The 19,182-nt window shown below is 63.4% G+C and carries 30 protein-coding genes and 1 tRNA gene; 16 read left to right on the top strand and 15 right to left on the bottom strand.

The window, feature by feature from the left end; all coding sequences use genetic code 11:
- Positions 1-201: 201 nt before the first annotated feature.
- Positions 202-510, bottom strand: a complete 309-nt coding sequence (locus AC3CB8_RS24420; RefSeq protein ID WP_023782823.1) for a hypothetical protein — start codon at positions 508-510, stop codon at positions 202-204.
- Between the two features lie 266 nt (positions 511-776).
- Between AC3CB8_RS24420 and AC3CB8_RS24415 the strand changes: the two genes are divergently transcribed.
- Together AC3CB8_RS24415 and AC3CB8_RS24410 are read left to right on the top strand one after the other, a co-directional pair.
- The gene (locus AC3CB8_RS24415; RefSeq protein WP_352563646.1) at positions 777-1,019 is read left to right on the top strand and encodes a hypothetical protein; all 243 of its coding nucleotides are present in this window, start codon (positions 777-779) and stop codon (positions 1,017-1,019) included.
- Between the two features lie 75 nt (positions 1,020-1,094).
- Entirely contained in the window at positions 1,095-2,186 is a 1,092-nt protein-coding gene (locus AC3CB8_RS24410) for a sensor histidine kinase (protein ID WP_488377348.1), read from the top strand.
- On the opposite strand, the gene AC3CB8_RS24405 is transcribed toward AC3CB8_RS24410, so the two are convergent.
- From AC3CB8_RS24405 to AC3CB8_RS24375, 7 genes are all read right to left on the bottom strand, one after another.
- Positions 2,131-2,409 carry a DUF982 domain-containing protein gene (locus AC3CB8_RS24405; protein WP_352563648.1) on the bottom strand — a complete coding sequence of 93 codons (279 nt, stop codon included), beginning with the start codon at positions 2,407-2,409 and terminating at the stop codon, positions 2,131-2,133. The genes AC3CB8_RS24410 and AC3CB8_RS24405 overlap by 56 nt on opposite strands.
- 196 nt (positions 2,410-2,605) lie before the next feature.
- Complete coding sequence (locus AC3CB8_RS24400) at positions 2,606-2,812, bottom strand: hypothetical protein (RefSeq protein ID WP_023774064.1); 207 nt, start codon at positions 2,810-2,812, stop codon at positions 2,606-2,608.
- Positions 2,813-2,952: 140 nt separating this feature from the next.
- Complete coding sequence (locus AC3CB8_RS24395; RefSeq protein ID WP_352563649.1) at positions 2,953-3,243, bottom strand: hypothetical protein; 291 nt, start codon at positions 3,241-3,243, stop codon at positions 2,953-2,955.
- A gap of 210 nt (positions 3,244-3,453) precedes the next feature.
- A complete protein-coding gene (locus AC3CB8_RS24390) occupies positions 3,454-3,699 on the bottom strand; it encodes a hypothetical protein (RefSeq protein WP_156939423.1) in 246 nt (81 codons plus the stop codon).
- Positions 3,700-3,914: 215 nt separating this feature from the next.
- A tRNA-Gln gene (locus AC3CB8_RS24385) sits at positions 3,915-3,988 on the bottom strand.
- A 35-nt stretch (positions 3,989-4,023) separates the two neighbouring features.
- Positions 4,024-4,320 (bottom strand): hypothetical protein, encoded by a 297-nt coding sequence (locus AC3CB8_RS24380; protein ID WP_352563650.1) that lies wholly within the window; start codon positions 4,318-4,320, stop codon positions 4,024-4,026.
- A gap of 383 nt (positions 4,321-4,703) precedes the next feature.
- Positions 4,704-5,612, bottom strand: coding sequence for an alpha/beta fold hydrolase (locus AC3CB8_RS24375; protein ID WP_352563651.1), 909 nt, complete (start codon positions 5,610-5,612; stop codon positions 4,704-4,706).
- A 146-nt stretch (positions 5,613-5,758) separates the two neighbouring features.
- Between AC3CB8_RS24375 and AC3CB8_RS24370 the strand changes: the two genes are divergently transcribed.
- The 3 genes from AC3CB8_RS24370 to AC3CB8_RS24360 all read left to right on the top strand — a co-directional run bounded on the left by AC3CB8_RS24370 (position 5,759) and on the right by AC3CB8_RS24360 (position 6,910).
- Positions 5,759-6,286: an MgtC/SapB family protein gene (locus AC3CB8_RS24370; RefSeq protein WP_352563652.1), complete on the top strand. Its 528-nt coding sequence runs from the start codon at positions 5,759-5,761 to the stop codon at positions 6,284-6,286.
- Positions 6,287-6,386: 100 nt separating this feature from the next.
- Complete coding sequence (locus AC3CB8_RS24365; protein ID WP_023774070.1) at positions 6,387-6,683, top strand: hypothetical protein; 297 nt, start codon at positions 6,387-6,389, stop codon at positions 6,681-6,683.
- A 92-nt stretch (positions 6,684-6,775) separates the two neighbouring features.
- Positions 6,776-6,910, top strand: a complete 135-nt coding sequence (locus tag AC3CB8_RS24360) for a hypothetical protein (RefSeq protein ID WP_023774071.1) — start codon at positions 6,776-6,778, stop codon at positions 6,908-6,910.
- A gap of 69 nt (positions 6,911-6,979) precedes the next feature.
- Here the strand turns inward: AC3CB8_RS24360 and AC3CB8_RS24355 are convergent, their stop codons facing one another.
- From AC3CB8_RS24355 to AC3CB8_RS24340, 4 genes are all read right to left on the bottom strand, one after another.
- On the bottom strand, positions 6,980-7,225 hold the full coding sequence (locus AC3CB8_RS24355; RefSeq protein WP_352563653.1) for a DUF982 domain-containing protein: 246 nt from the start codon (positions 7,223-7,225) through the stop codon (positions 6,980-6,982).
- Between the two features lie 23 nt (positions 7,226-7,248).
- Entirely contained in the window at positions 7,249-7,485 is a 237-nt protein-coding gene (locus AC3CB8_RS24350) for a DUF982 domain-containing protein (RefSeq protein WP_023774073.1), read from the bottom strand.
- Positions 7,486-7,595: 110 nt separating this feature from the next.
- Positions 7,596-8,039: a GFA family protein gene (locus tag AC3CB8_RS24345; RefSeq protein WP_023774074.1), complete on the bottom strand. Its 444-nt coding sequence runs from the start codon at positions 8,037-8,039 to the stop codon at positions 7,596-7,598.
- 249 nt (positions 8,040-8,288) lie between these two features.
- A complete protein-coding gene (locus AC3CB8_RS24340; protein ID WP_015317039.1) occupies positions 8,289-8,468 on the bottom strand; it encodes a DUF3606 domain-containing protein in 180 nt (59 codons plus the stop codon).
- A 580-nt stretch (positions 8,469-9,048) separates the two neighbouring features.
- Here AC3CB8_RS24340 and AC3CB8_RS24335 point away from each other — a divergent pair.
- Positions 9,049-9,477, top strand: coding sequence for a DoxX family protein (locus AC3CB8_RS24335; protein ID WP_023774076.1), 429 nt, complete (start codon positions 9,049-9,051; stop codon positions 9,475-9,477).
- Between the two features lie 199 nt (positions 9,478-9,676).
- On the opposite strand, the gene AC3CB8_RS24330 is transcribed toward AC3CB8_RS24335, so the two are convergent.
- Complete coding sequence (locus AC3CB8_RS24330) at positions 9,677-9,982, bottom strand: hypothetical protein (protein WP_015317041.1); 306 nt, start codon at positions 9,980-9,982, stop codon at positions 9,677-9,679.
- A gap of 98 nt (positions 9,983-10,080) precedes the next feature.
- Positions 10,081-10,350: a hypothetical protein gene (locus AC3CB8_RS24325; protein ID WP_023782815.1), complete on the bottom strand. Its 270-nt coding sequence runs from the start codon at positions 10,348-10,350 to the stop codon at positions 10,081-10,083.
- A 308-nt stretch (positions 10,351-10,658) separates the two neighbouring features.
- Here AC3CB8_RS24325 and AC3CB8_RS24320 point away from each other — a divergent pair, with 308 nt between their 5' ends.
- The 8 genes from AC3CB8_RS24320 (at position 10,659) to AC3CB8_RS24285 (ending at position 15,755) form a co-directional block, all read left to right on the top strand.
- Positions 10,659-11,033 carry a hypothetical protein gene (locus AC3CB8_RS24320; protein WP_352563782.1) on the top strand — a complete coding sequence of 125 codons (375 nt, stop codon included), beginning with the start codon at positions 10,659-10,661 and terminating at the stop codon, positions 11,031-11,033.
- Positions 11,026-11,421: a hypothetical protein gene (locus AC3CB8_RS24315; RefSeq protein ID WP_352563783.1), complete on the top strand. Its 396-nt coding sequence runs from the start codon at positions 11,026-11,028 to the stop codon at positions 11,419-11,421. The genes AC3CB8_RS24320 and AC3CB8_RS24315 overlap by 8 nt, the downstream gene beginning before the upstream one ends.
- A 34-nt stretch (positions 11,422-11,455) precedes the next feature.
- The gene (locus AC3CB8_RS24310; RefSeq protein WP_435053027.1) at positions 11,456-12,085 is read left to right on the top strand and encodes a terminase large subunit domain-containing protein; all 630 of its coding nucleotides are present in this window, start codon (positions 11,456-11,458) and stop codon (positions 12,083-12,085) included.
- Positions 12,086-12,150: 65 nt separating this feature from the next.
- On the top strand, positions 12,151-12,504 hold the full coding sequence (locus AC3CB8_RS24305) for a hypothetical protein (RefSeq protein ID WP_023774082.1): 354 nt from the start codon (positions 12,151-12,153) through the stop codon (positions 12,502-12,504).
- Positions 12,505-12,632: 128 nt separating this feature from the next.
- Complete coding sequence (locus AC3CB8_RS24300; protein WP_352563784.1) at positions 12,633-13,385, top strand: phage terminase large subunit family protein; 753 nt, start codon at positions 12,633-12,635, stop codon at positions 13,383-13,385.
- Positions 13,386-13,538: 153 nt separating this feature from the next.
- A complete protein-coding gene (locus AC3CB8_RS24295) occupies positions 13,539-13,967 on the top strand; it encodes a hypothetical protein (protein WP_352563785.1) in 429 nt (142 codons plus the stop codon).
- A gap of 222 nt (positions 13,968-14,189) precedes the next feature.
- Positions 14,190-14,561: a hypothetical protein gene (locus AC3CB8_RS24290; RefSeq protein ID WP_352563786.1), complete on the top strand. Its 372-nt coding sequence runs from the start codon at positions 14,190-14,192 to the stop codon at positions 14,559-14,561.
- 636 nt (positions 14,562-15,197) lie between these two features.
- On the top strand, positions 15,198-15,755 hold the full coding sequence (locus AC3CB8_RS24285) for a hypothetical protein (RefSeq protein ID WP_352595295.1): 558 nt from the start codon (positions 15,198-15,200) through the stop codon (positions 15,753-15,755).
- A gap of 211 nt (positions 15,756-15,966) precedes the next feature.
- Here AC3CB8_RS24285 and AC3CB8_RS24280 read toward each other — a convergent pair whose 3' ends face one another.
- Positions 15,967-16,587, bottom strand: a complete 621-nt coding sequence (locus tag AC3CB8_RS24280; protein ID WP_023774089.1) for a class I SAM-dependent methyltransferase — start codon at positions 16,585-16,587, stop codon at positions 15,967-15,969.
- Positions 16,588-16,882: 295 nt separating this feature from the next.
- Here AC3CB8_RS24280 and AC3CB8_RS24275 point away from each other — a divergent pair, with 295 nt between their 5' ends.
- Together AC3CB8_RS24275 and AC3CB8_RS24270 are read left to right on the top strand one after the other, a co-directional pair.
- The gene (locus AC3CB8_RS24275) at positions 16,883-18,658 is read left to right on the top strand and encodes a portal protein (RefSeq protein WP_352563788.1); all 1,776 of its coding nucleotides are present in this window, start codon (positions 16,883-16,885) and stop codon (positions 18,656-18,658) included.
- Positions 18,655-18,975 (top strand): Bbp19 family protein, encoded by a 321-nt coding sequence (locus AC3CB8_RS24270; RefSeq protein WP_023774091.1) that lies wholly within the window; start codon positions 18,655-18,657, stop codon positions 18,973-18,975. Before AC3CB8_RS24275 ends, AC3CB8_RS24270 begins: the two co-directional genes overlap by 4 nt.
- Positions 18,976-19,182 lie beyond the last annotated feature (207 nt).

Raw genomic sequence — 19,182 nt, 5'->3', positions numbered from 1 at the left:
GGGCAACGCGGGGCACGGGTTTGACTGGATTTCCAGCGAATGGCTTTTGCGCCTTGCGGCGCTGGAGCCAGCTGGACGACAGTTCGGCAAGCAGACTGCGCAGGGCCTTCACGACATCCTCCTCTGCTGGACGATGCGGTAATCTCCGTAGGCCGGACTGGTTCCATGGCGCATGGAGCCGTCGCACGCTTGGCGCTTTGGCTATTGCATCGAGCCTGATCGATGCAGACCGAGAGGGATCATCGAGCTCTCATCACGGTTCTCGACGAGTCCGGTTCCAGGCGGGGCCAATCCGTTGCCCAAGGCGTCGAATTCGATCGCAGCGCCAACCAGTTGGGCAGCCTGCAGGACCAGATGTTCAATGTCCTCGAGGGCGACGTTCTCGGCCAGGTTCCTGACCCTGATCCTTTCCGCCACCAACGACACGTTGATGATGCCCGCGGTCTTCAACGCTGCGCGGACGCTCGCATAGACGTCTTCACGCAGCCGTGTGGAATAGTCGTATCGCATCGAAACCTCCCGAAGCGAGTTGGTTTCCTCAAGTTGGCACGATGCGCCCCATGTCGGCTCATGGCAAGTGAAAAACGAAAAAAATACAAATTAAATCAGTCGGTTAGCATAATGACACGAACGCGCAACCTTCGTTCGATGATCATCATTGGTACGGCGCTGCATTCACCCACTGACCGCGCTTGACGCAGGATGCGGAAATTCCTAACTGTAAGTAGAATGAGGCGGTTACTAACTCGCCTGATCTTTGGCGCTAGGAGGCGCGCATGGCTGACCTGGAACGCCCGGAACGACTCCAGATCATGTTGACCCAGGATGAGCTGGCCGCGCTGGAAAACTGGCGTTTCGACAAACGCATGCCCAGCCGCTCGGCGGCGGTACGCGAATTGCTGCGCCGTGGCCTTGCCTCCGATGGCTTCCTGACGGCCGAGGTCGGCGCCAAGTCGCAGGAGTTCGGCGTGATCCTGCCCAGTGGCGACGGCAAGACCCCGCCGGAACAGGCGGAGTGAAAATTTCGCGGTAAGTCTTCCATTCTCGCGCCGGCGATTGCCTTGATCCGTTTGCGCCTTATCTGATCGGGAAAGATGCAATTGCGGGTGGCGATGAACGATATCGACGGCAGCGACAGACAGGGGGCGACCGCCGACGCCCGGCTCGCGGCAATTGTCGATTCCTCCTTCGATGCCATCATCAGCAAGGACCTGAACAGCGTCATCCAAAGCTGGAACCATGCGGCGGAACGGATGTTCGGCTATACCGCCCAGGAGGCGGTCGGCCAATCCGTCCTCATGCTCATTCCCGATCACCTCAAGAACGAGGAGACCGAGATCATCAGCAAGATTCGCAGCGGCGACCGCGTCGCGAGCTATGAGACAACGCGCAAGCGCAAGGACGGAGCGCTGATTTCGGTCTCACTGACGATTTCGCCGATCAAGAACGGCAATGGCGACATCATCGGCGCCTCGAAAATCGCCCGCGATATTTCCGCCGCCAAGGAGAGCGAGCGCCGGATCAGGCTGCTGATGCGGGAGGTCAACCATCGGGTCAAGAACCAGTTCGCGGTCATCCTGTCGATGGTCAGGGAGACCAGCAAGCGCTCGAACGGTCCAGGCGAGTTCGAGGAATTGATCCGCGCCCGCATCATGGCACTGTCGCGGTCGCACGATCTGCTCGTCACATCGGAGTGGGCGGGGGCGAGCCTGTTCGACCTTATCCAGGAACATCTCAAGCCCTTCGGCCTCGAGGAGCAGATACTGCTCTCCGGCCCGGTCCTGACGCTGCAGTCGAACGCGGTGCAGAACCTCGGTATGGCCTTTCACGAACTGGGCACCAACTCCTCCAAGTATGGCGCGCTGGGCAGCGAAGGCGGCCGGGTCGAGATTACCTGGACCATCGGCTCCGGAGCCCATGCTCCCGGCTCCGCGGGCGAACGGGAATTCCAGCTGACCTGGGAGGAAAACTGCGAACCGCGTCCCGGCGACCGGCGCGATCAGACCACGCGCAAGGGGTTCGGCACTGTCGTGCTGCAGCGTGTGGCGCCGCAGTCGCTGGATGGCTCCGCCATTCTGGAACGGTCGCCCGGCCATCTCAAATGGCACTTGAGCGCGCCCCTGGCATCAATCATCGTGGCGCAGGCCGGCGAGGCCGATAGCGTTTCGCCGGGTTTCGGCATCTAGGGCGATCGGCCGGTCCGGACGCTGTCCTCCGTTCCCTGTCGGGCCGGACGCTGTCCCCCGTTCCCTGTCGGGCTGCGATATGCGCCTCGCGCGTGGCTTCCAAATAGGCCTCCCTGGCGGTTTCGGGGGGCAAGTCGCCGCTCGTGGCCCTGCGGCAGGCGCGCAGTGCGGACCGATGTTTCCGGCTCTCGGCATCGCGCCAATGTGTCGCCAGGAGTCCCATCGCCTGTTGTGTGTTGGAGAGGGTTGCGGATGGCTCCGGCAACGCCTACCGAAACGACAGACCTGGAGAACCATGCAGTTTGCATTGGAACCTAGACGATGTTTTAGCCCGTGGAACGCGTTGAGCGGCATGAGGTTTCATCGCCGCCGATCACTGTAGCATGGGGCTTTCCGGGCATCTCCGCGCGAACCAATCCCTAGAGGATGTTGGTCGTGACTTCGACGATGATCGCGGCGCCTTCCAGTCCACCGTTGGGAACGTGCACGACGCGCGAGACCCGCAGATCCTGTGGGTTTCCGTCGACCGACAGGGACACGCTCTCGCCAATGCGCGGCACCGCCTGGAAAGTAACATTGGTGGCGTCAGGCCTGTTGTCGATGGATATGCGGCAATTGACGGTCATGGACTCTCTCCAGTGTCTGGCGGTGCCCCGGTCGTCAACGCGGGGTCCATGAAATGGTTTCAGGAGGTTCGGTTCAACACCTACCGATGTCCCGGGCGAAGTCTTCAAGCGCCCGGTAGCCCCGGTGTGCAACCTCTGATTCAGTCGTCGGCTCTCGGAACGAAATAGTTGGTGGTGACCGCATTGCCGCCGATTCCACGCGTGACTTGAACCGAGGCATAGCCTTGCGGGGCAATCGAGCCGGTCGCCATGCGGTCAATCTGCTTGCACCGGCCGACCATTTCGCCGCTCGGCCACGGTGCCAATCTGATTTCAAGCGCCGCTTGGCACTCCGCCATCGATGAATAGACGACCGGGCGCGACTCCATGGGCCGACAGAGCGATGCGTTGCACGACAGCATGATCATCACCGCGGCGGTTGCCGGATCCATGAAACTCTCCTGTTGGACGTCATTGAACGTCCGACAGGCCGCAAGGTTTCATGCTGACGCAGGAAGCGACCCCAATCAGATGGTCTGATTGTCGAGAAGCTCAGGACCTGCGGGAACAGGCCAGGGACGAGATCTGACAGCGCTCACGCCTGACAGAAGGCCCGGCGGCTTCGGTCTCGGCGCTTCTGGGCAGCCAAAATTCCGGGAACATCAAAGGCCAAACGAGGACATGGTCCAAGGGTTTTGGTACCCAAGGCGCGGCTTGGCATTCGCTGCGTCGGTCGGGGTCGATGTAGCTGTTCCGGTTGCTGTGCAGTCCAATTTTGCTGCCACCGCCGCCTTGATCGACAGACCAGCACACGCGTTCGCGGTGGTGACGGTCGCCTTCTTTTGGTGCGCCGCAGCGACATTTGAACCGGCGAGGACAAGCGCCAGGCAAATGAATGTCAACTTCATTAAATCCCCCTATTTTAGCTTAACCTGAATTAAAGTTAACGTAACGTTACCTGGCCGTCAATCGCGACCGAGGTTCAAGGCGGAAGCCACCTTCCTCCTGCCCGGCAGGATCATCGGGCGGTTCTCTACCTGTCCCGGATCACGGCATGATTGATCGGAGAGGATCGGGCGCTACCCGACCTGGTTCCGTTTACATCGTTGGCTTTGCAATTGCCTGGTTCCCGCTCATGGGCTCGAACCACGATTCACGCCTTCAAAGGGCGCTGTCCTACCATTAGACGAAGCGGGAAAGCCGGTCCGTTATGGCGCGCAGTCAGCTTGCGGTCAATTCGGGAAATTGTTGACCGGCTCTTCGCAGCGATAGACCGGACAGTCCCCGTCGCGGGACGGGACATAGGCTGACATCGGCACTTCAGGCCAGTCGCACTCGTTGCCGAACTGCCTGACATAGCGATCGTAGGTGTTGGGGCCGGTGGTCAGCACCAGGGCGCGGTGGTTCTGGATCACGGCCCGGATCTGAGCGCATACCATGGAGCGGCTGTCGGGCCGGGCGTCGGCCAGACCGGTCGCCGCGAGCACGACGCCCATAGCCGTCAACAGGGTCGGAACGCGAGCGGACATGATGGTTTCTCTTCGGTTTGACAGAATTGCGAACGCGGCTGGTCCGGATTCGCCGGGAATGGGCCGCATGCATTGTCGCACATAACCGCCTATCGTGTCCGTTGGTTCCGCGACGGGCTTTGCCGGGCGCGCGGTGGCGCGCCGCGCAACTAAATCGTGCGTCGCGCATTGCTGGGCATGGACGGCAGGAAACCTTACGAAATACCGCAATGGCGGCCCGGAAACGAGGGCCGTGAGGCGATGTGCTGTTCCTTCTGCGGGGGCCGCGACCATCGGTTCGAGGAATGTCCGCGAATGCCCGATCCTTTCCGGCCCGGCGAGCCCGAGGGCGAGGATATAGCGGAGGAACCAGCCGGTTGATCCGAGGTGCCCGGTGGAGGTGGCTAACCGGTACCCGACTTGAGCCCGCCGAAGAAATCGATCAGCGCACCTGCCGTTTGCGCGGGCGCCTCCTCCGGGAAGAAATGTCCGCCCGACATCGCTCGGCCTCGCACGTCGTCAGCCCAGTTCCGCCAGAGCGCCAACGGCCCACCTTCGCCGGCATACCATTCGGCGAGCGCGCCTTGCCCGCTCCACAAGGCCAGCACCGGGCAGGCGATGCGCCGGCCGGCGGCTTTGTCCGCCCGGTCGTGGTCTCGGTCGAGCGTTGCCGCGGCCCGGTATTCCTCGCAGATCGCGTGGATGCGGGCGGGGTCGCGCAAAGCTTCGACATAGGCCTGGCGGATGCCGGCTGGAAAGACATCGGGCGACGATCCCCAGCCACCCAACGCATTGTCGACGATGGCGTCGGCGGCGCCCGCCAGGATGTTTTCCGGCAAGGGTTCGGGCTGTGCCAGCAAGGACCACGGCCAGAAGCCGAGGGCCAGCCGGGCGTCGGCCCGGTCCCAGGCGTCGGCCGTGGGGACGATGTCGAGCACGGCGAGTTTTTCAATACGGTCGGGATGGTCGAGCGCCATGCGGTAGGCGACACGCCCGCCGCGATCATGGCCGGCGACCATGAAGCTGGTAAAACCGAGCTTGGCCATCATCGCCACCATCTCCGATGCCATGGCCCGCTTGGCATAGGGAGCATGATCGGCGCTCGAGGCCGGGCAAGCGCTGCGCCCATAGCCACGCAGGTCGGCGCAGATGACGGTGAAACGGTCGGCAAGCAGGGGCGCAATATCGCGCCACATCAGATGGGTTTGCGGAAAGCCGTGCAGCAAAAGCACCGCCGGTCCGGCTCCGGCGCGGCGCACGAAGATGCCGGCGTCCTCGATATCGACGTCGATAGATTGGAAATGCTCCAACATGGCTGGCCTCCGGCACAGGCAACGGCTGGGGAACGGGATTGGTTGCGGGGCCTTCGCAAGCGCCGGCCTTTGCGCCGACCACGGCGATCCCGGGGGAACCACGGTCCGCCGCCCACGTTGGAAAGTCTCATCGCCACAGGGACATCATGGAACAGCTCGTCGAGGAATTCGGCCATCCCACTTACACCTCGTTTCCGGTCATCGCGGCGCGGCTGTTGCTGGCGACGCTTTACGGGGCGATCATCGGCTTCGAGCGCGAATGGCGCAATCGCCCCGCCGGGCTTCGCACGCACATCCTCGTCTGTGTGGCCGCGGCCACTTTCGGCATTCTGACGATCGAGATCATTCACGCACCGATGTTTGCGCAAGGGTCGGTGAAGGTCGATCCGATCCGCGTCGTGGAAGCGGTTACGGCAGGCGTTGCCTTTCTCGCCGCCGGCTCGATCCTGTTTTCGCGCGGCGAGGTCCACGGGCTGACGACCGGCGCCGGGATGTGGCTGGCGGGCGCGATCGGCGTCGCCTGCGGTCTTGGCCTGTGGCAGGTGGCCGGGTTCGCCACGCTGCTCGTGCTGATCGTGGCGGGGCTTCTTCACCGGCTCGAGCCCAAGGCCTGCCCTGCGCGGGAGGGCGACAGGAAAGCCACTCCGGGCGCAACGGACCGGTCCAGCGAATAAGCCTTGTTCCCAATCCATTGGGCCAACCTTTTGCGCCGGCGGGCGTTGTCCCCGGTGAAGGGAATGCCGCCGTGGGGCGGCTTCAACGAAGGAGGCCGAGATGAAATCCCTCGCCATTGCGTCATGCGCCGCGATGCTGGCCCTGGCACTGCCGGCAGCGGCACAGACGGCTCAGCAGTCGCCGAACCAGCAGGCCGACAAATGCCGGGCACAAACGGATCAGGGCGGCAAGCAACAGCCCGGCAACGGCGATCTGAGCGAGAAGCTCAGCGATTGCGGCGGCGTGCTGAAACCGCCGCCCACTGGCGACCAGGGCATGGCCGCGCCGGCGCCCGACGAAGGCAAGACGCCGATCATCAAGCCGGGCGAAGTGCCGCCCCAGCCGCCGAAACAGTAGAGATCATTCGGCAGCATTGTCATGGCGGCGGAGGAACTTTGCAGACCAGGAAACGTTTCTGTGACAAAACCGGACCTGGAAAGGATGGATCCGTGAGAGATGTTGCCAGTACCGCCGCGTTGCTTGCCTCTATTGCCATTGTCATCGTCCTGATGCTGATGGCGCCGAAGAGCTTCGGCTTCGAGGCTTCCCACCCGATCGTGGACGGCGATCTGCCAGTAGAATGACCGAAAAGCGGTTCCGCAACAAAAAAGCAGGCGAGTTCGCCTGCTTTTTCGTTCCTACGGTGCCTTTACTTACCTGACCAGAAGGCCGGCATGATCGCAGAGCGCGGTGAAGGCTTCCTGCGCCTGTGCCGCGCCCTCATTGTTGGCCAGCGCCGACTCGATTTTTTCGCGCGCGGTCTGATAGAAGGGGCCGCGCCTGGCTTGTGGCCAGTCGATCAGGATTTCACTGGCGTCCTGAAGCGTGGCCACCTCGCGGATCGTGGCCGAGCCATGGGGCCTGACCCGCAGCGGTGTCGACAGCATCAAACCGGCCATTGGTTTCTCCCGCTACTGGGTCCTCACTGGAGGATGCGCGCCTCGCGCGCGGCGTCGATCATCGCCCGCATGGCCTTTTCCGCCGGCGTCCAACCGTCCAGCGCATCGCGGCAGGTGCGCAGCGCCGCGCGGTATCGGCGGCCTTGGCCGGCCGGCCAGTCACCAAGGCATTCCAGCCCCTCCCAGGCGCTGCGCACCACGCGCTCCCGCTCGGGGGCGAATTTCAGGCGGATCGGTCGGGGAAACATCTTGTCGTTCAACGGTCGTCTCCATGAATCACGCACATCGGCCGACATGCACCGAGGAAGCGCCGGATAACGTCGACGACAGGGGAGGGTTCCAGGCCCGGAGGATCAATTTCTAACCATGCTTAGTCGCGCGCGACGGCATCCGACAAGGGCCTGGGCGCCGGCAGGTCGACATCCTGTGCTTGCGGCCGGTCATGCTCGAACTGCTCGGCGTCGGGCAAGGCATGCAGCCAGGTTTCGCGCCGGCCGGTCCACAATTCATATTGCGGTGCCAAATCCGTCGGTGCGACGTCGAGGCTGCCGAGCATAACCTCGGCCTCGTTGTCGTCGACCCAGGCGACGCGGCTGCCGCAGGTCGGGCAAAAGCTGCGTGTGCCGTAGCTGGCGACCTCGCCCGATGTCTCGAACGCGTCACGCGGCCAGATGGCAAAGGCCGAATAGGCCGAACCACCCGCCTTGCGGCAATCCTTGCAATGGCAAAGGCCAACCCGCGACGGCTGGCCGGTCACGACGAAATGCACGCCACCGCAAAGGCAACTGCCGGTCCTGCGTGTTGTATCGGACATGGTTGCGCCCTTCGTTTCGCCGGCCTGGCTTTGCCTGCCATACGGCTGCTCCAGCCCTGGCAGGCTCCGTCAGTTTGGCATGCCGCGGGCCGGGCGGGACAGATGCTCGTCTGCCATTTCGTTGGCCAGGATGAGAAACCGGGAAAAAGACATCCTGTTCACCGTACCGCCGAGCCCGGTTGACGCGGCCCGCAGCATTCTTCAACGCCATGCCGGCGAATTGGTTGCCGCCTTGCGGCCGCTACTTTTTTATCCGCGCGCGGCCATGTGGTTGTCGAGCTTCTTGCGGGAAGGTCCGTAGCGCTTGATGATGGTCTGGGCCTCGCTCTGCGGAATGCCGTATTTGCGCGCGAAGGCCGCGACCTCGTAAGTTTCCTCGCTCGAGACCAGCTTGCGGTCCTGTTTGGTCTTGGATTTGTCGTCGGGCATGTCGGGTCTCACTTTCTGTAAGCCGCATGGTCGCGCGGACGCCTATATGTCGCGGTCACACATAACACGGATCGGCGATGCTGGTTCCATCGCCGGGCAATGCCAGTGCAGCCTAGGCCAATGAAGACGTCGGGTCGGCGCTGTCGGTGTCGCTGCATTGGGCGCAGCGCGCGCTGGCGCCGGGACAGCCGCGGCGATGCGTGCCGGCGGGGCAGCAAAGGCCGTTGGAACTCGTCCAGCGCGGGCATTGGAAAACCTGGCCGGTGCCGCCGCAGCCCTCACACCCCAGAACCGGTGTCCGGACCAGATAGGACTTCGTCCCCAGCCTGATGCTTGCGCCCAAAACCTGCCCACCCCTATCTGCACCAGACACAGCCGTGCATTAGCCCCGGCTAATAATATCACGATCAAGGTTACAGACAAGTTTCAGGACGATTAAGGATTCTAAACCTCAGCCGGTCGGGCGAGCCGTGTGCTTCCCCATCAGCCGGAGAAGCGGCAGCGGCGAAAAATCTCGTCTGACGTGTAGGAATGACGCGTGCCGGTGCGTCCTTGGGGCTGATGAAGCTGGAGAACAACCATGTCGACTCAAATCGCACAATCGCCGTGGCAGACCGCGGCCCTTCTCGTCGCCCGCCTGATCTTCGCCGCCGTCTTCCTGATGGCGGTCACCTTCAAGTTCATGGGCATGGAGGCCACGGCGGGCTATATCGCGGCCGCGGGCTTTCCGTTCCCGCTCTTCTTGGCATGGTGCGCGGCAATCCTGGAGGTGGCCCTGGTGCTGTGTTTCCTCAGCGGCGCCTTCTTTACCCAAGCCGCCCTGGTTGCCGCGGCCTATGTGCTGTTCCTGGCCTTTGCCTTCCACGGACCCAGCCACTGGGCCGGCAACCAGGCCGAGTTCGGCTTCTTCGTCGACCATTTTTCGTTCCTGGCCGGACTGCTGTTCGCGGCGGTCCATGGACCGGGAAGAATTCTGGCGCTGAGCCTGGGATGGCCGGGCAGGGCGTAAGAAGCCCGCCCGGGGCAGGGCGTAAGAAGCCCGCCCGGGGCAGGGCGTAAGAAGCCCGCCCGGGGCAGGGCGTAAGAAGCCCGCCCGGGGCAGGGCGTAAGAAGCCCGCCCGGGGCAGGGCGTGGGGAGCCCGCCCGGGGCTAGGCGAAGAGGCGCGCCCGGGACAGGGCATAGAGAGCTCGTCCTTGGGGCGGAAGCCTCACATCTGATCGTTGTAGGGCTCCTTCATCTGGCCGACCATGCGGGCCAGCTTCGAGAAAGACGGCATGTCGGCCTCCGGCTGGCACTGATTGGCGAGTTCCAGTAGCCGGATCGGAAAATTGACGGCGTCGCGGTTCGACGCCGACATGCCGTCGGATCGCTCCTCGCCGGTTTCCGACGCCTCGGCCTTGCGGAGCGCGATATCGATCTCCTCCGACGTCAGCACTCCCTTTTTGACCAGGACGTGGTTGATCGAGGCGACGGCCATCAGCAGGCCCTCGAGTTGCAGGTTGGCGACGTTCATGAATTTCTCCCTCCGTTGATCGCAGTGGAACGCATCAGTAGCGTTTCCGATCCGGCCGGCGTGCAGGAACCAGCGCGCCGATCGTCAGCGGTAAGGCGCTACTCCTGCGTCAAGCGCTCGCCATACTCGCGCCAAAGCGCCCTGACTTCCAGGCTGCCGAGGCGCGGGATCGAAGGGTCGCCGCAGTCTATGGCGACAGTGCCGATGTCGTAGTTAGGGTAAGCGTTGGCGACGAAGCGGATCGCTTCGCCAAGCGAGTGGACCCGGATGGCTGGATCCGCCTGGCCTTGGCCGGTGCTGCGCACACCGGAGACCGTGGCCGGGGCGTGCCGCATCCTGAAGACGGATGCCATGGCCGGTCTGTCCATCGTCCTCTCCTACAAGGCCGTGCGACGGGAATCATTCCATGAGCTGGCGCTGATGATTTCACAGGAGCCGGTTCATGGATAGCCGGATAAATGTCAGCGGTCGGGATCATGCCTTCCCTGAAGATGTGAATTTTTTCCTATTTGGCATTGACCTGGTGAGGGCAGCGATGCTATAAATCCATCCATGGTGCTGATTTGCGCCACCGACCCGCCTCCGAGGCGGGTTTTGTGTTTCTGACCCCTGGTCGGGTTGCCTACCGGTGCGGTGGCGCCGTAGAGCACTGCTTCCGCGAGATGCGAGAAATCCCATGCCCCGCTATGCCAGCATCATCACCGGCGATGACGGCCGCGAGATCGTCAGCGCCATCGGTGAATTCGAGGGCGCCGGCCCGGTGGCGCGCCTCGGCCAGGTCGAGGAGGTTCCCGCCGGCGTGCTGATCGGCATGGTACGGGAGGCGGGCGGTGGCTTCTGCTTTCCGCAGGCCGGTATCGACTGCCGCGCTGTCGGCCTCGCCACGGCGAAGCTCAAGGCGCGGGCCGGTGCGGCAAAACCCGTCGGAAGGCCGAAGCGTGCCAAACGGGCCGGGAAGAAGCCCGTTCGGTCGAAAAAGGCGGTCCGGCGAACCAGAGCGGCGGCGCCGAAGGCGGCGGCGGGCGATGCCTTGGGGGAGGCCGATGGCTGAGGAAACCAATCCCGGGCCGGCGCGCGGCAAGGCCAGGGCGGCAAGGCGCAAGCCTGCTGCCAGTCCGGTAGCCGCGAAGACGCCCCGGCCGAAGCGGACCAAGAAAACACTGGGCGATGATTTTCTCGCCGCCGTACGAGCCGATTTTCGGGCGCATGGCGCCGGTGTCCTCGCCGAGGTGCGCGCCGACAAGCCGGATCAGTATCTGAAGATCGTGCTGTCGGTGCTGCCCAAGGATTTCGATGTCGCCGTCAACCAACTGGACGCCCTGAGCGATGACGAGATCCGCAGCCGCATCCGCGCCCTTGAAAACGTCGTCAAACCGTTCCTCGAGGAGCGGTCTGATCTCGGCCCGAACCGAATATCTGACGCTGCTGGCGGAGCTTGACCGCCGGCGTCGCTCAAATCTGCTGGCGGCTTACATGCCGTATCAGCGCCAGGCCGAATTTCACACGGCTGGAGCCGCCCATCGGGAGCGGCTGTTCATGGCCGGCAACCAGCTCGGCAAGACAAAAGCCGGCGGCGCCGAGTGGGCGATGCACCTCACCGGCCGCTACCCCGCGTGGTGGCAAGGCAAGGTGTTCGACACGCCGGTACGGCTGTGGGCCGCCGGCGTCACCGGCGAGGGCACGCGCGACAACCCGCAGCGCGTGCTGATCGGCCCGCCGCAGCAGCAGGCGGCATGGGGCACCGGCATGATACCGGCAGACGCCATTTTGGACACCATCATGGGGCGCGGCGCGCCCGGTGCGCTCGACAGCGTCGTGGTGCGCCATGGCGGCGGCGGCGATGTGCAGGCCGGCGAGAGCGTGCTGTCGTTCAAGAGCTACGAAAAGGGTCGAGAGAAATGGCAGGGCGAGACGCTGCATGGCGTCTGGTTCGACGAGGAGCCGCCGCTCGACATCTATTCCGAAGGCCTGACGCGCACCAACGCGACCGGCGGCATCACCATCGTCACCTTCACGCCGCTGCTGGGAATGAGCGACGTGGTAATGTTGTTCCTGTCGGCGGGGGAAGTGGAGCGGATGGGTGAAACCGCTCCGAAACCATGATTTGCAACACCGCTTGGCGGCAACTGAAGGTCGAGTAGCTTGTGGCGCGACGTTCGGGAGCCGACATGCGCCACCTCATAAAATTGTTCTTCCTGCCTGCACTGCTTTCAGCCTGCAGCGGCAGCGGCGATTGGCGCGCCGACGCGATCGCCGGCGCCGAAGGCAAGATGCGTGGCCTGATAAGCGATGCTTCGGCCACCTTCTCGCATGTCCAGCTTACCGGCGACAGTTCGACCGGCCAGACCTGCGGCGTCATCACCGCCAAGGTTGGCGCCTTCACCAAGGAGGCGCGCTTCATCGTCTATATCGACAACACCGCCGGTCCGTTTGTCGAGCCGGGCATGGGCCAGTCCATGTCGCGGGCCGACTTCGACTGGGCCTGGCGGAACGACTGCCTGAACGAAGGGTACAAGTCCTGAGGGGCTGACCCGATCCCCGCGCGGGGTTACTCGCCATGGGGGAAGTGGCCGCCGGCGACGGCCGCCAGAACCAAGTGCGAACAACACCATACGATCGGCGCCTCGCAAGATGATTCAAGGACAGCGCAATGAGCCGTCACGTCACCTTCATGACCATCGACGATGCGCCGCACTATTCGCCCGGGGAACGCGCGGCGATCGTCGCCGCCTATCCCGAACATGAGCGCGATGCCCGCGCCCGCGGCATTCCGGTGCTGGGCTCGGGCCGCATCTTCCCGGTGGCCGAGGCGCTGCTCGCCTGCGAGCCGTTCCGGCTGCCGCGCTACTGGCCGCGCCTCGGGGCGCTCGATTTCGGCTGGGACCATCCTTCGGCCGCCGTCGAGCTCGCCTGGGATACGGAGGCCGATGTCGTCTATGTCACCAAAGCCGCCCGCGCCTCGCAACAGACGCCGGCGATGCAGGCGCTGACGCTGAAACCCTGGGGCGAGTGGCTGCCCTGGGCATGGCCGCGCGACGGCCGCCGCGAGACGCTGGAAGGGGCGGGCACGGCGCTCGCCAAGCAATATGCCGCGCATGGGCTGAACATGCTGCCCGGCCACGCGCGCTTTGCCGACGGTTCGGTTTCGGTCGAGGCCGGGCTGATGGAGATGCTCGACCGCATGCAGAGCGGCCGCTTCAAGGTGTTTTCGACGCACTTGTCCTGGTTCGAGGAGTTCAGGCTGTACCATCGCAAGGACGGCCAAGTGGTGAAGCTGCGCGACGATTTGATGGCCGCGACCCGCTACGGCGTGATGATGCTGCGCGAAGCGGTGATCGATCCCTCGGAGTTCAAGGCGGCGCGGCGCAAGGGGCAGAGCGATCCGCTGGCGGCGTTTCGGTAGGGTGCAAACATTGCTTCGTCCTCCCAGGGCGAAGCAGGAGCGAGATGCATTCTACAGGCGGAATCCAACGACCACTTTACGGAAATTGCTTGAGAAAGCTGACGAAATAGATGAAAAATGTGGTCACCTTTTCAATCCACCAATAGGTAAGAAATGAAATATTATTATCTGGAACCAGAGGTTTCTGGTGGCTTCGGTGACAATATCATTATCGACCCAAGCGTCCATCCTCCTCTCATAAGTCGTTTACATTTTGAATTTGACGGCTGGTTGGGCGATAGCATGGTGGCGTCATTTCCATGCTTCCTCGTCACTGAAGACGTCAAAGCGGTGATCCTAAAAGGTAGTTTTTCTGGTGTAACATTCGACGATGTCGAAGTGACTACATCTGAGTTATTCGATGAGATGCAACCGGATCAGAAGCTCCCGCCGTTCGTATGGCTGAAAGCGAACGGAGACGCCGGCCGTGATGACTTCGGTATCGCGGAAGACTTACGCCTTGTCGTTTCCGAGCGCGTTCTCGATGCTCTCAAGCCATTCGGGATCTCGAACGCATTGATTGAACCTTTCGAAGGGTCTTGATGCCCTTGGTCTTGGAGTTCTGACGCTTATAGGCGCTGAAACCCTAGGGCGAATGGCTGCCTTTCGCCTGGCCGCGCGACGGCCGCCGCGAGACGCTGGAAGGCGCCGGTGTGGCGCTCGCCAAGCAATCTGCCGCGCATGGGCTGAATATGCTGCCCGACCACGCGCGCTTTGCCGACCTAAAAGCCCGATGTCGCAGGTGGAATAGGTCGTGGCACCATCATGGACACGAGCGTTCATCCCCCTATTGTAAGAAAACTCATCTACCAGATGGACGGATGGGTCGGCGATGTTATCATAACCACCTTCCCATGCTTTCTTGTCGTGTCTCAAGCCAAACAGGCCCTGCAGAACATCGGCTCTTCGGGTGCGAGCTTCGCCCATGTGGAAATCACGAAGTCGGATGACTTTCTGGAACTGCAACCCGCCGTGGAATTCCCGCAGTTCGTATGGTTGAAAGTGAGTGGAAAGGCAGGTCATGATGATTTCGGCATTGCTGGCGATCTGCGCCTGGTTATATCGGAACGTGTACTAGATATACTCGACCACCTTGGTATTCCATCCGCAACGGTTGAGCCCTACGACGGCCGGTAGACGCTTTAGTTCGCGCCGAAGTAATTGCGCTTTCGACGCGAGTATCGAATGGAGTGTATGGCTGAAGGTGAACGGGAAGGCTGGCCACGATTTCGGAATAGCCAAGGACTATCAGCTTGTCGTTTCCGAACGGGTTCTCGATCCCGTTCGTCGCCATGCATCGCTCTAAACGTGCACCGAAATGCCCATCCTCTTGATGAATTCAAAAACAGAGTCAGCAGACACCAGGGCTATCGCTACGATCAGCGAGATCCAGAAAAAATCATGAGGAACGCCGCGGTTATCCGAGCGTCCTGTGTTCCCTTGCGGGGAAACACTGCTCTCCAGGTCCAAAGAAATATCCGCCACAAATCCAGCAGAGCGGGGGCGGTCTCGTCACGAGGACTATTGAGACGAAAATTCTAAACCCGTGGTCAAATGCAGTCCGCGGATTCTCCAGTCTTCGCCAGACGATCGCGCCGGTCATTGCCAACAGCACCATCCGTACCGACAACGACAGTAGTGCTCTGCAGAGGCTAAGAAGCCGCTGCCTCCGGTCGCTGTGCCATTGTACGTTGTCAGGAAATCTTGAAAACACTCTCTCCCCCTGGCTCGACTGTTAGCAGGTTGCGGAGCGAGTAGAAATGAAGCAGCGCGATGACGGTTCGAATTATCGGAGCCACGCTGCGCGATCTCTCCTATATCGCCGCCAATCTGCGCCCCGCGGACCGCGACGAGATCGACTGCCAGCTTGACCAGTGGTCGCCGGCGCTGCTGGCGCTGACCGCTTTGCAGGGCTTTGCCTATGTCGCCGAGCTCGACGGCAATCCGGAGGCAGGCTTTGGCGCGGCCGAGCAGCGCGGCGGGCTGTGGGTCGCCTGGAGCTGGGGCACGCGCCGCATGGAGCGCTGCGTACCCGGCATTACCGCACACTTTCATGCCGTGCTTGGGCCGCAAGTTGCGGCGCGCGGCGCCTGGCGGGTCGAGGCCGCAAATCAGCTGGCGCTGCGCTGGCTTGGCCGGCTTGGTGCCGAGCAACGCTGCCTGCTGCCGGGTTACGGCAAGAACGGCGAAGATTTCTTCCTCTACGACTGGACAAGAGAAGGCTGGAACCATGTGTCTGTTTCAAAAACCACCGGAACTGAAGCCGCTGCCGCCGGCGCCGACCGTGCAGGACAAGGATATGCAGGCGCGAGAGGCGGCCCTGCGGGCTGAACTCGAGCAGCGCCAGGGCACCGCCGGCACCATCAAGACCGACCTTTCGCCGAGCGATCTCGGCGGCCAGCGCCGCGTGCTCCTGGGGGTATGACATGACCGCGATGAAGCGCAGTTTTCGCAAGCGCGTGCTGGACTGGTGGTACTGGCGCCGGCGCGCAAGGCTGGCGAAGCGGCGGTGATGCAACCGCTATCCCCGTGGGGAGATCGGCTAGTTGGCCTTCCTCGCGAACGCCCACACCATCACCGGATATTCCTCGTCGTTGCTGAGATCGCGCCACAGGCCATAGGCGCGCACGGGGCCGCCTATGTGGGCGCGGGCGCAGGCCTTGTTGCCCCAGCCGTGGACCTTGACATTGGCTTCGGGGAAGCCGCCCTCGACCATCAATTGCTTCAGGCCGGCGGGGGTCCATCTGTTGTAGTCGTGCGGCCGCGCGTGGACCCGAAACAGGAAGGGCGTCGCCACCATCGCCCAGCCGCCGGGTCGGGTCATGGCATGGATGTTGCGCACCGCGGCTTGCGGGCGCTTGACATGTTCCAGTACCTGGTCGGCGATGACGATGGAATATTCTTCCTCCGTGCGATCCTTGCAGATGTCGAAGGCGGGGAAATCGACCGAGCGGTAGTTCGGGCACATCGCCCGCCAGTATCGGTTCCAGCCGGGCGAAATCTCGATCACGTCCGAGGCCTTGCGGTTTCCCGCTTCGAGGAAAAGGCTGAACGCCTCGATCTGGCGGATGCGCAGCCAGTTGCGGCTGTCATAGCCAAGCAGCCGCTTGGCCGCCTGCTTGCCGCGGTTTTTCAGGGTGCCGGCAAGGCTCGTCGTCGTCACATCGACCTCCTTCTGCCCGCCGCGAAACGCTCGTAGCACCACCAAGTGGGCAAAAGATGACATGAGTTTTTAAAGGGGAGGTTGGCGCGAGCTACCCCTCTCCGCCCTGCCGGGCATCTCCCCTCAAGGGGGGAGATCGAATGTCACCACCGCTTTCTCAAATCGCAGATGTCAGGATGTGCACGCTGCGAAGCGGCTGATCTCCCCGCTTGAGGGGGAGATGGCCGGCAAGCCAGAGGGGGCCGCTTGGCGCTGATCTCTCCAACCATCTTTTCCAGATATGCCGGAGGCACCCATGACCGATTCCCGCGCCCGCGATATTCTTTCGCGCCAATCCGAGCTCGAGACCGAACGCAACCAGTACGAGGCGGTGTGGGAGCAGGTGGCGGAGTTCTGCGATCCCGATGCCCCCGACATCTGGAACGGCCGGCGCGGTGGCGGGCTGGATTCGCAAGCCGAGCGGCAGGAGCGGCGTGGTAGCCGCGTCTACGCCAACACCATCAACTCGGCCGCCAACCGGCTGGCCGCGGGGCTCGAAAGCCTGATCATCCCGCAATCGGAAAAATGGCATGGCCTGTCGACCGCCGCCATGAACGACGAGGAGACCGACGAGGAAAAGGAATGGGCCGAAAGCCTTCGCGATTTCCTGTTCTCGCTGCGCTACTCCGCCAATTCCAATTTCGTGCCGGCCACGCAGGCCTGCCTGCGCAATGTCGTGCGCTATGGCCCGGCCTATCTCTATGCCGAGGAAGGGTTCGGCGGCACGCTGATCCGCTATGCCTCGATCCCCGTGGTCGAAGGCTATCTCTCGCGCAACCGCTGGGGCCAGGTCGACATCTTTCATCGCCGCTACGAGCGCACGGCGCGGCAGGCCGCACAGCTGCTCGGCTACGAAAAACTGCCGGCGCGCATCAAGGTGCTGGTCGACGATCCGGCCAAGTGCGAGGAAAAGATCTCGCTGATCCAGTGCATCCAGCCGCGCGACGAGCGCAAGATGTACGGCCAGGGCGGCGGTTCCCGGTATCTCGACATGGCGTTTGCCTCCTACCATGTCATCGAGGACGAGGAGGAGATCGTCAGGGAAAGCGGCTTCCGCAGTTTCCCCATCTCAACCTTCAACTGGCGCCGCTACGAGGGCGATCCCTATGGCGTCTCGCCGGCCATCGAGGCGCTGACGACTGTGCGCGAGGAAAACGCCGTGCGCCGCTCCGGCCTGCGCGCGCTGCAGCAGATCACCGATCCGGCGACCGCCTCGAAGGCCAGGCTCGACTATGTCCCGGTGCTCAACCCCGGCGAGAATTATCCGGGCCTGATCGACGACAATGGCAGGCCGCTGATCCAGCCGATCGCCACCGGGCAGAACCCGACCTACGCCTTCAACTACGCCCAGAGCCGCGCCGACGAGATCCGCGACATGATGTTCGTCAATCTGTTTCAGACGCTGGTGCAGAACCCGCAGATGACGGCGACCGAGGCGTTGATCCGCCAGGAGGAGAAGGGCGCGCTGCTCGGTCCCTCCGGCTCGATCATCCAGGCTGGCTTCGCCAGCAATCTCGACCGCGAGCTCGGCATTCTCGAAGACAAGGGCCTCTATGACGAGGACAGCCGCTTCGTGCCGCCGGAGAGCCTGGCCGGCAAGGCGGTGCGGCCGACCTTCACCGGCCCCCTCGACGTGCTGCGCCGCTCGGCCGAGGCGCGCGACACCATCCAGTTGGTGACCACGGCCATGCAGATGGCGCAGTTCGACCCGGGCGTGATGGACAACATCGACAGCGACGAGGCGATCAAGATCGTGCAGAGCGCGGGCCGCAGCCCGCAACGCATCTTCCGCCGCAAGGAGGAGGTCGACGGTCTGCGCGATGCCCGCGCCAAGGCACAGACAGCGCAGGCCGGCATGGCTGCGATCGCCACCGCCGGCAAGGCCGCCAAGGATGCTGTGCCGGCCGCCGTACAGGCCCGCGACAGCGGCCTGCTCGATGGGCTGCAGGCGATGATGCAAGGCGATAGTCAAGCCGCGCCGGCTGCCGATGCCTCCGTCCAGGACGCGATGCCGGCGGGTGGCCGCGCATGAGCCGCAAGCGTTTCGCCCACGCGGCGCAAAATGGCGGCCCCTCCAGGGCGCGCGAAGCGTTGGCCAAGGCCTATCTCCGGGTCTTTTCCGGCGAGGACGGCGAGATGGTGCTGGCCGATCTCGCGGCGACGGTCGGCTATTACAGGCGCCCGTCCTACGGCGAGTGGATGGCGCGGACAAGGACACCCGCCGGCTTCGAACTCCACAGCGCGCTCAGCAATGCGCGCGCCGAAGTAGTGCAGCATATCATGGGCTTCCTGACGCTGGACGAAGCGCAGCTCGCGGCCCTGGAGAAGGCGGCGCGGGCGGAAGGGTAGGCGGCGTCCGCCAAGCTGCCAATCCCCCCTCTTGGGGAGATGTCCGGCAGGACAGTGGGGCGCTGCCCCGCCGACTGTATCACGCGAGCACCCTAACAGCAGTCCGAATACTCCGTACGCGACCCTCCGTCGTCCAGGCTCCAGCCGAAAACCCACCACCCGCGCTCCCGAACAGACTGCCGTCCCGGCGGTCCGTCGCTGCGTGCG

Source organism: Mesorhizobium sp. P160927, from assembly GCF_057766385.1.
The sequence above is the reverse complement of the archived record's forward strand: the minus strand, read 5'-3'. Positions and strand labels throughout refer to the sequence as shown.

Bases quoted from the DNA above. Each gene is read 5' to 3' on its own strand.
- AC3CB8_RS24420 (WP_023782823.1), bottom strand. From the start codon at position 510: ATGCGATACGACTATTCCACACGGCTGCGTGAAGACGTCTATGCGAGC.
- AC3CB8_RS24415 (WP_352563646.1), top strand. From the start codon at position 777: ATGGCTGACCTGGAACGCCCGGAACGACTCCAGATCATGTTGACCCAG.
- AC3CB8_RS24410 (WP_488377348.1), top strand. From the start codon at position 1,095: ATGCAATTGCGGGTGGCGATGAACGATATCGACGGCAGCGACAGACAG.
- AC3CB8_RS24405 (WP_352563648.1), bottom strand. From the start codon at position 2,409: ATGGGACTCCTGGCGACACATTGGCGCGATGCCGAGAGCCGGAAACAT.
- AC3CB8_RS24400 (WP_023774064.1), bottom strand. From the start codon at position 2,812: ATGACCGTCAATTGCCGCATATCCATCGACAACAGGCCTGACGCCACC.
- AC3CB8_RS24395 (WP_352563649.1), bottom strand. From the start codon at position 3,243: ATGGATCCGGCAACCGCCGCGGTGATGATCATGCTGTCGTGCAACGCA.
- AC3CB8_RS24390 (WP_156939423.1), bottom strand. From the start codon at position 3,699: ATGAAGTTGACATTCATTTGCCTGGCGCTTGTCCTCGCCGGTTCAAAT.
- AC3CB8_RS24380 (WP_352563650.1), bottom strand. From the start codon at position 4,320: ATGTCCGCTCGCGTTCCGACCCTGTTGACGGCTATGGGCGTCGTGCTC.
- AC3CB8_RS24375 (WP_352563651.1), bottom strand. From the start codon at position 5,612: ATGTTGGAGCATTTCCAATCTATCGACGTCGATATCGAGGACGCCGGC.
- AC3CB8_RS24370 (WP_352563652.1), top strand. From the start codon at position 5,759: ATGGAACAGCTCGTCGAGGAATTCGGCCATCCCACTTACACCTCGTTT.
- AC3CB8_RS24365 (WP_023774070.1), top strand. From the start codon at position 6,387: ATGAAATCCCTCGCCATTGCGTCATGCGCCGCGATGCTGGCCCTGGCA.
- AC3CB8_RS24355 (WP_352563653.1), bottom strand. From the start codon at position 7,225: ATGGCCGGTTTGATGCTGTCGACACCGCTGCGGGTCAGGCCCCATGGC.
- AC3CB8_RS24345 (WP_023774074.1), bottom strand. From the start codon at position 8,039: ATGTCCGATACAACACGCAGGACCGGCAGTTGCCTTTGCGGTGGCGTG.
- AC3CB8_RS24340 (WP_015317039.1), bottom strand. From the start codon at position 8,468: ATGCCCGACGACAAATCCAAGACCAAACAGGACCGCAAGCTGGTCTCG.
- AC3CB8_RS24335 (WP_023774076.1), top strand. From the start codon at position 9,049: ATGTCGACTCAAATCGCACAATCGCCGTGGCAGACCGCGGCCCTTCTC.
- AC3CB8_RS24330 (WP_015317041.1), bottom strand. From the start codon at position 9,982: ATGAACGTCGCCAACCTGCAACTCGAGGGCCTGCTGATGGCCGTCGCC.
- AC3CB8_RS24325 (WP_023782815.1), bottom strand. From the start codon at position 10,350: ATGGACAGACCGGCCATGGCATCCGTCTTCAGGATGCGGCACGCCCCG.
- AC3CB8_RS24320 (WP_352563782.1), top strand. From the start codon at position 10,659: ATGCCCCGCTATGCCAGCATCATCACCGGCGATGACGGCCGCGAGATC.
- AC3CB8_RS24315 (WP_352563783.1), top strand. From the start codon at position 11,026: ATGGCTGAGGAAACCAATCCCGGGCCGGCGCGCGGCAAGGCCAGGGCG.
- AC3CB8_RS24310 (WP_435053027.1), top strand. From the start codon at position 11,456: ATGCCGTATCAGCGCCAGGCCGAATTTCACACGGCTGGAGCCGCCCAT.
- AC3CB8_RS24305 (WP_023774082.1), top strand. From the start codon at position 12,151: ATGCGCCACCTCATAAAATTGTTCTTCCTGCCTGCACTGCTTTCAGCC.
- AC3CB8_RS24300 (WP_352563784.1), top strand. From the start codon at position 12,633: ATGAGCCGTCACGTCACCTTCATGACCATCGACGATGCGCCGCACTAT.
- AC3CB8_RS24295 (WP_352563785.1), top strand. From the start codon at position 13,539: ATGAAATATTATTATCTGGAACCAGAGGTTTCTGGTGGCTTCGGTGAC.
- AC3CB8_RS24290 (WP_352563786.1), top strand. From the start codon at position 14,190: ATGGACACGAGCGTTCATCCCCCTATTGTAAGAAAACTCATCTACCAG.
- AC3CB8_RS24285 (WP_352595295.1), top strand. From the start codon at position 15,198: ATGACGGTTCGAATTATCGGAGCCACGCTGCGCGATCTCTCCTATATC.
- AC3CB8_RS24275 (WP_352563788.1), top strand. From the start codon at position 16,883: ATGACCGATTCCCGCGCCCGCGATATTCTTTCGCGCCAATCCGAGCTC.
- AC3CB8_RS24270 (WP_023774091.1), top strand. From the start codon at position 18,655: ATGAGCCGCAAGCGTTTCGCCCACGCGGCGCAAAATGGCGGCCCCTCC.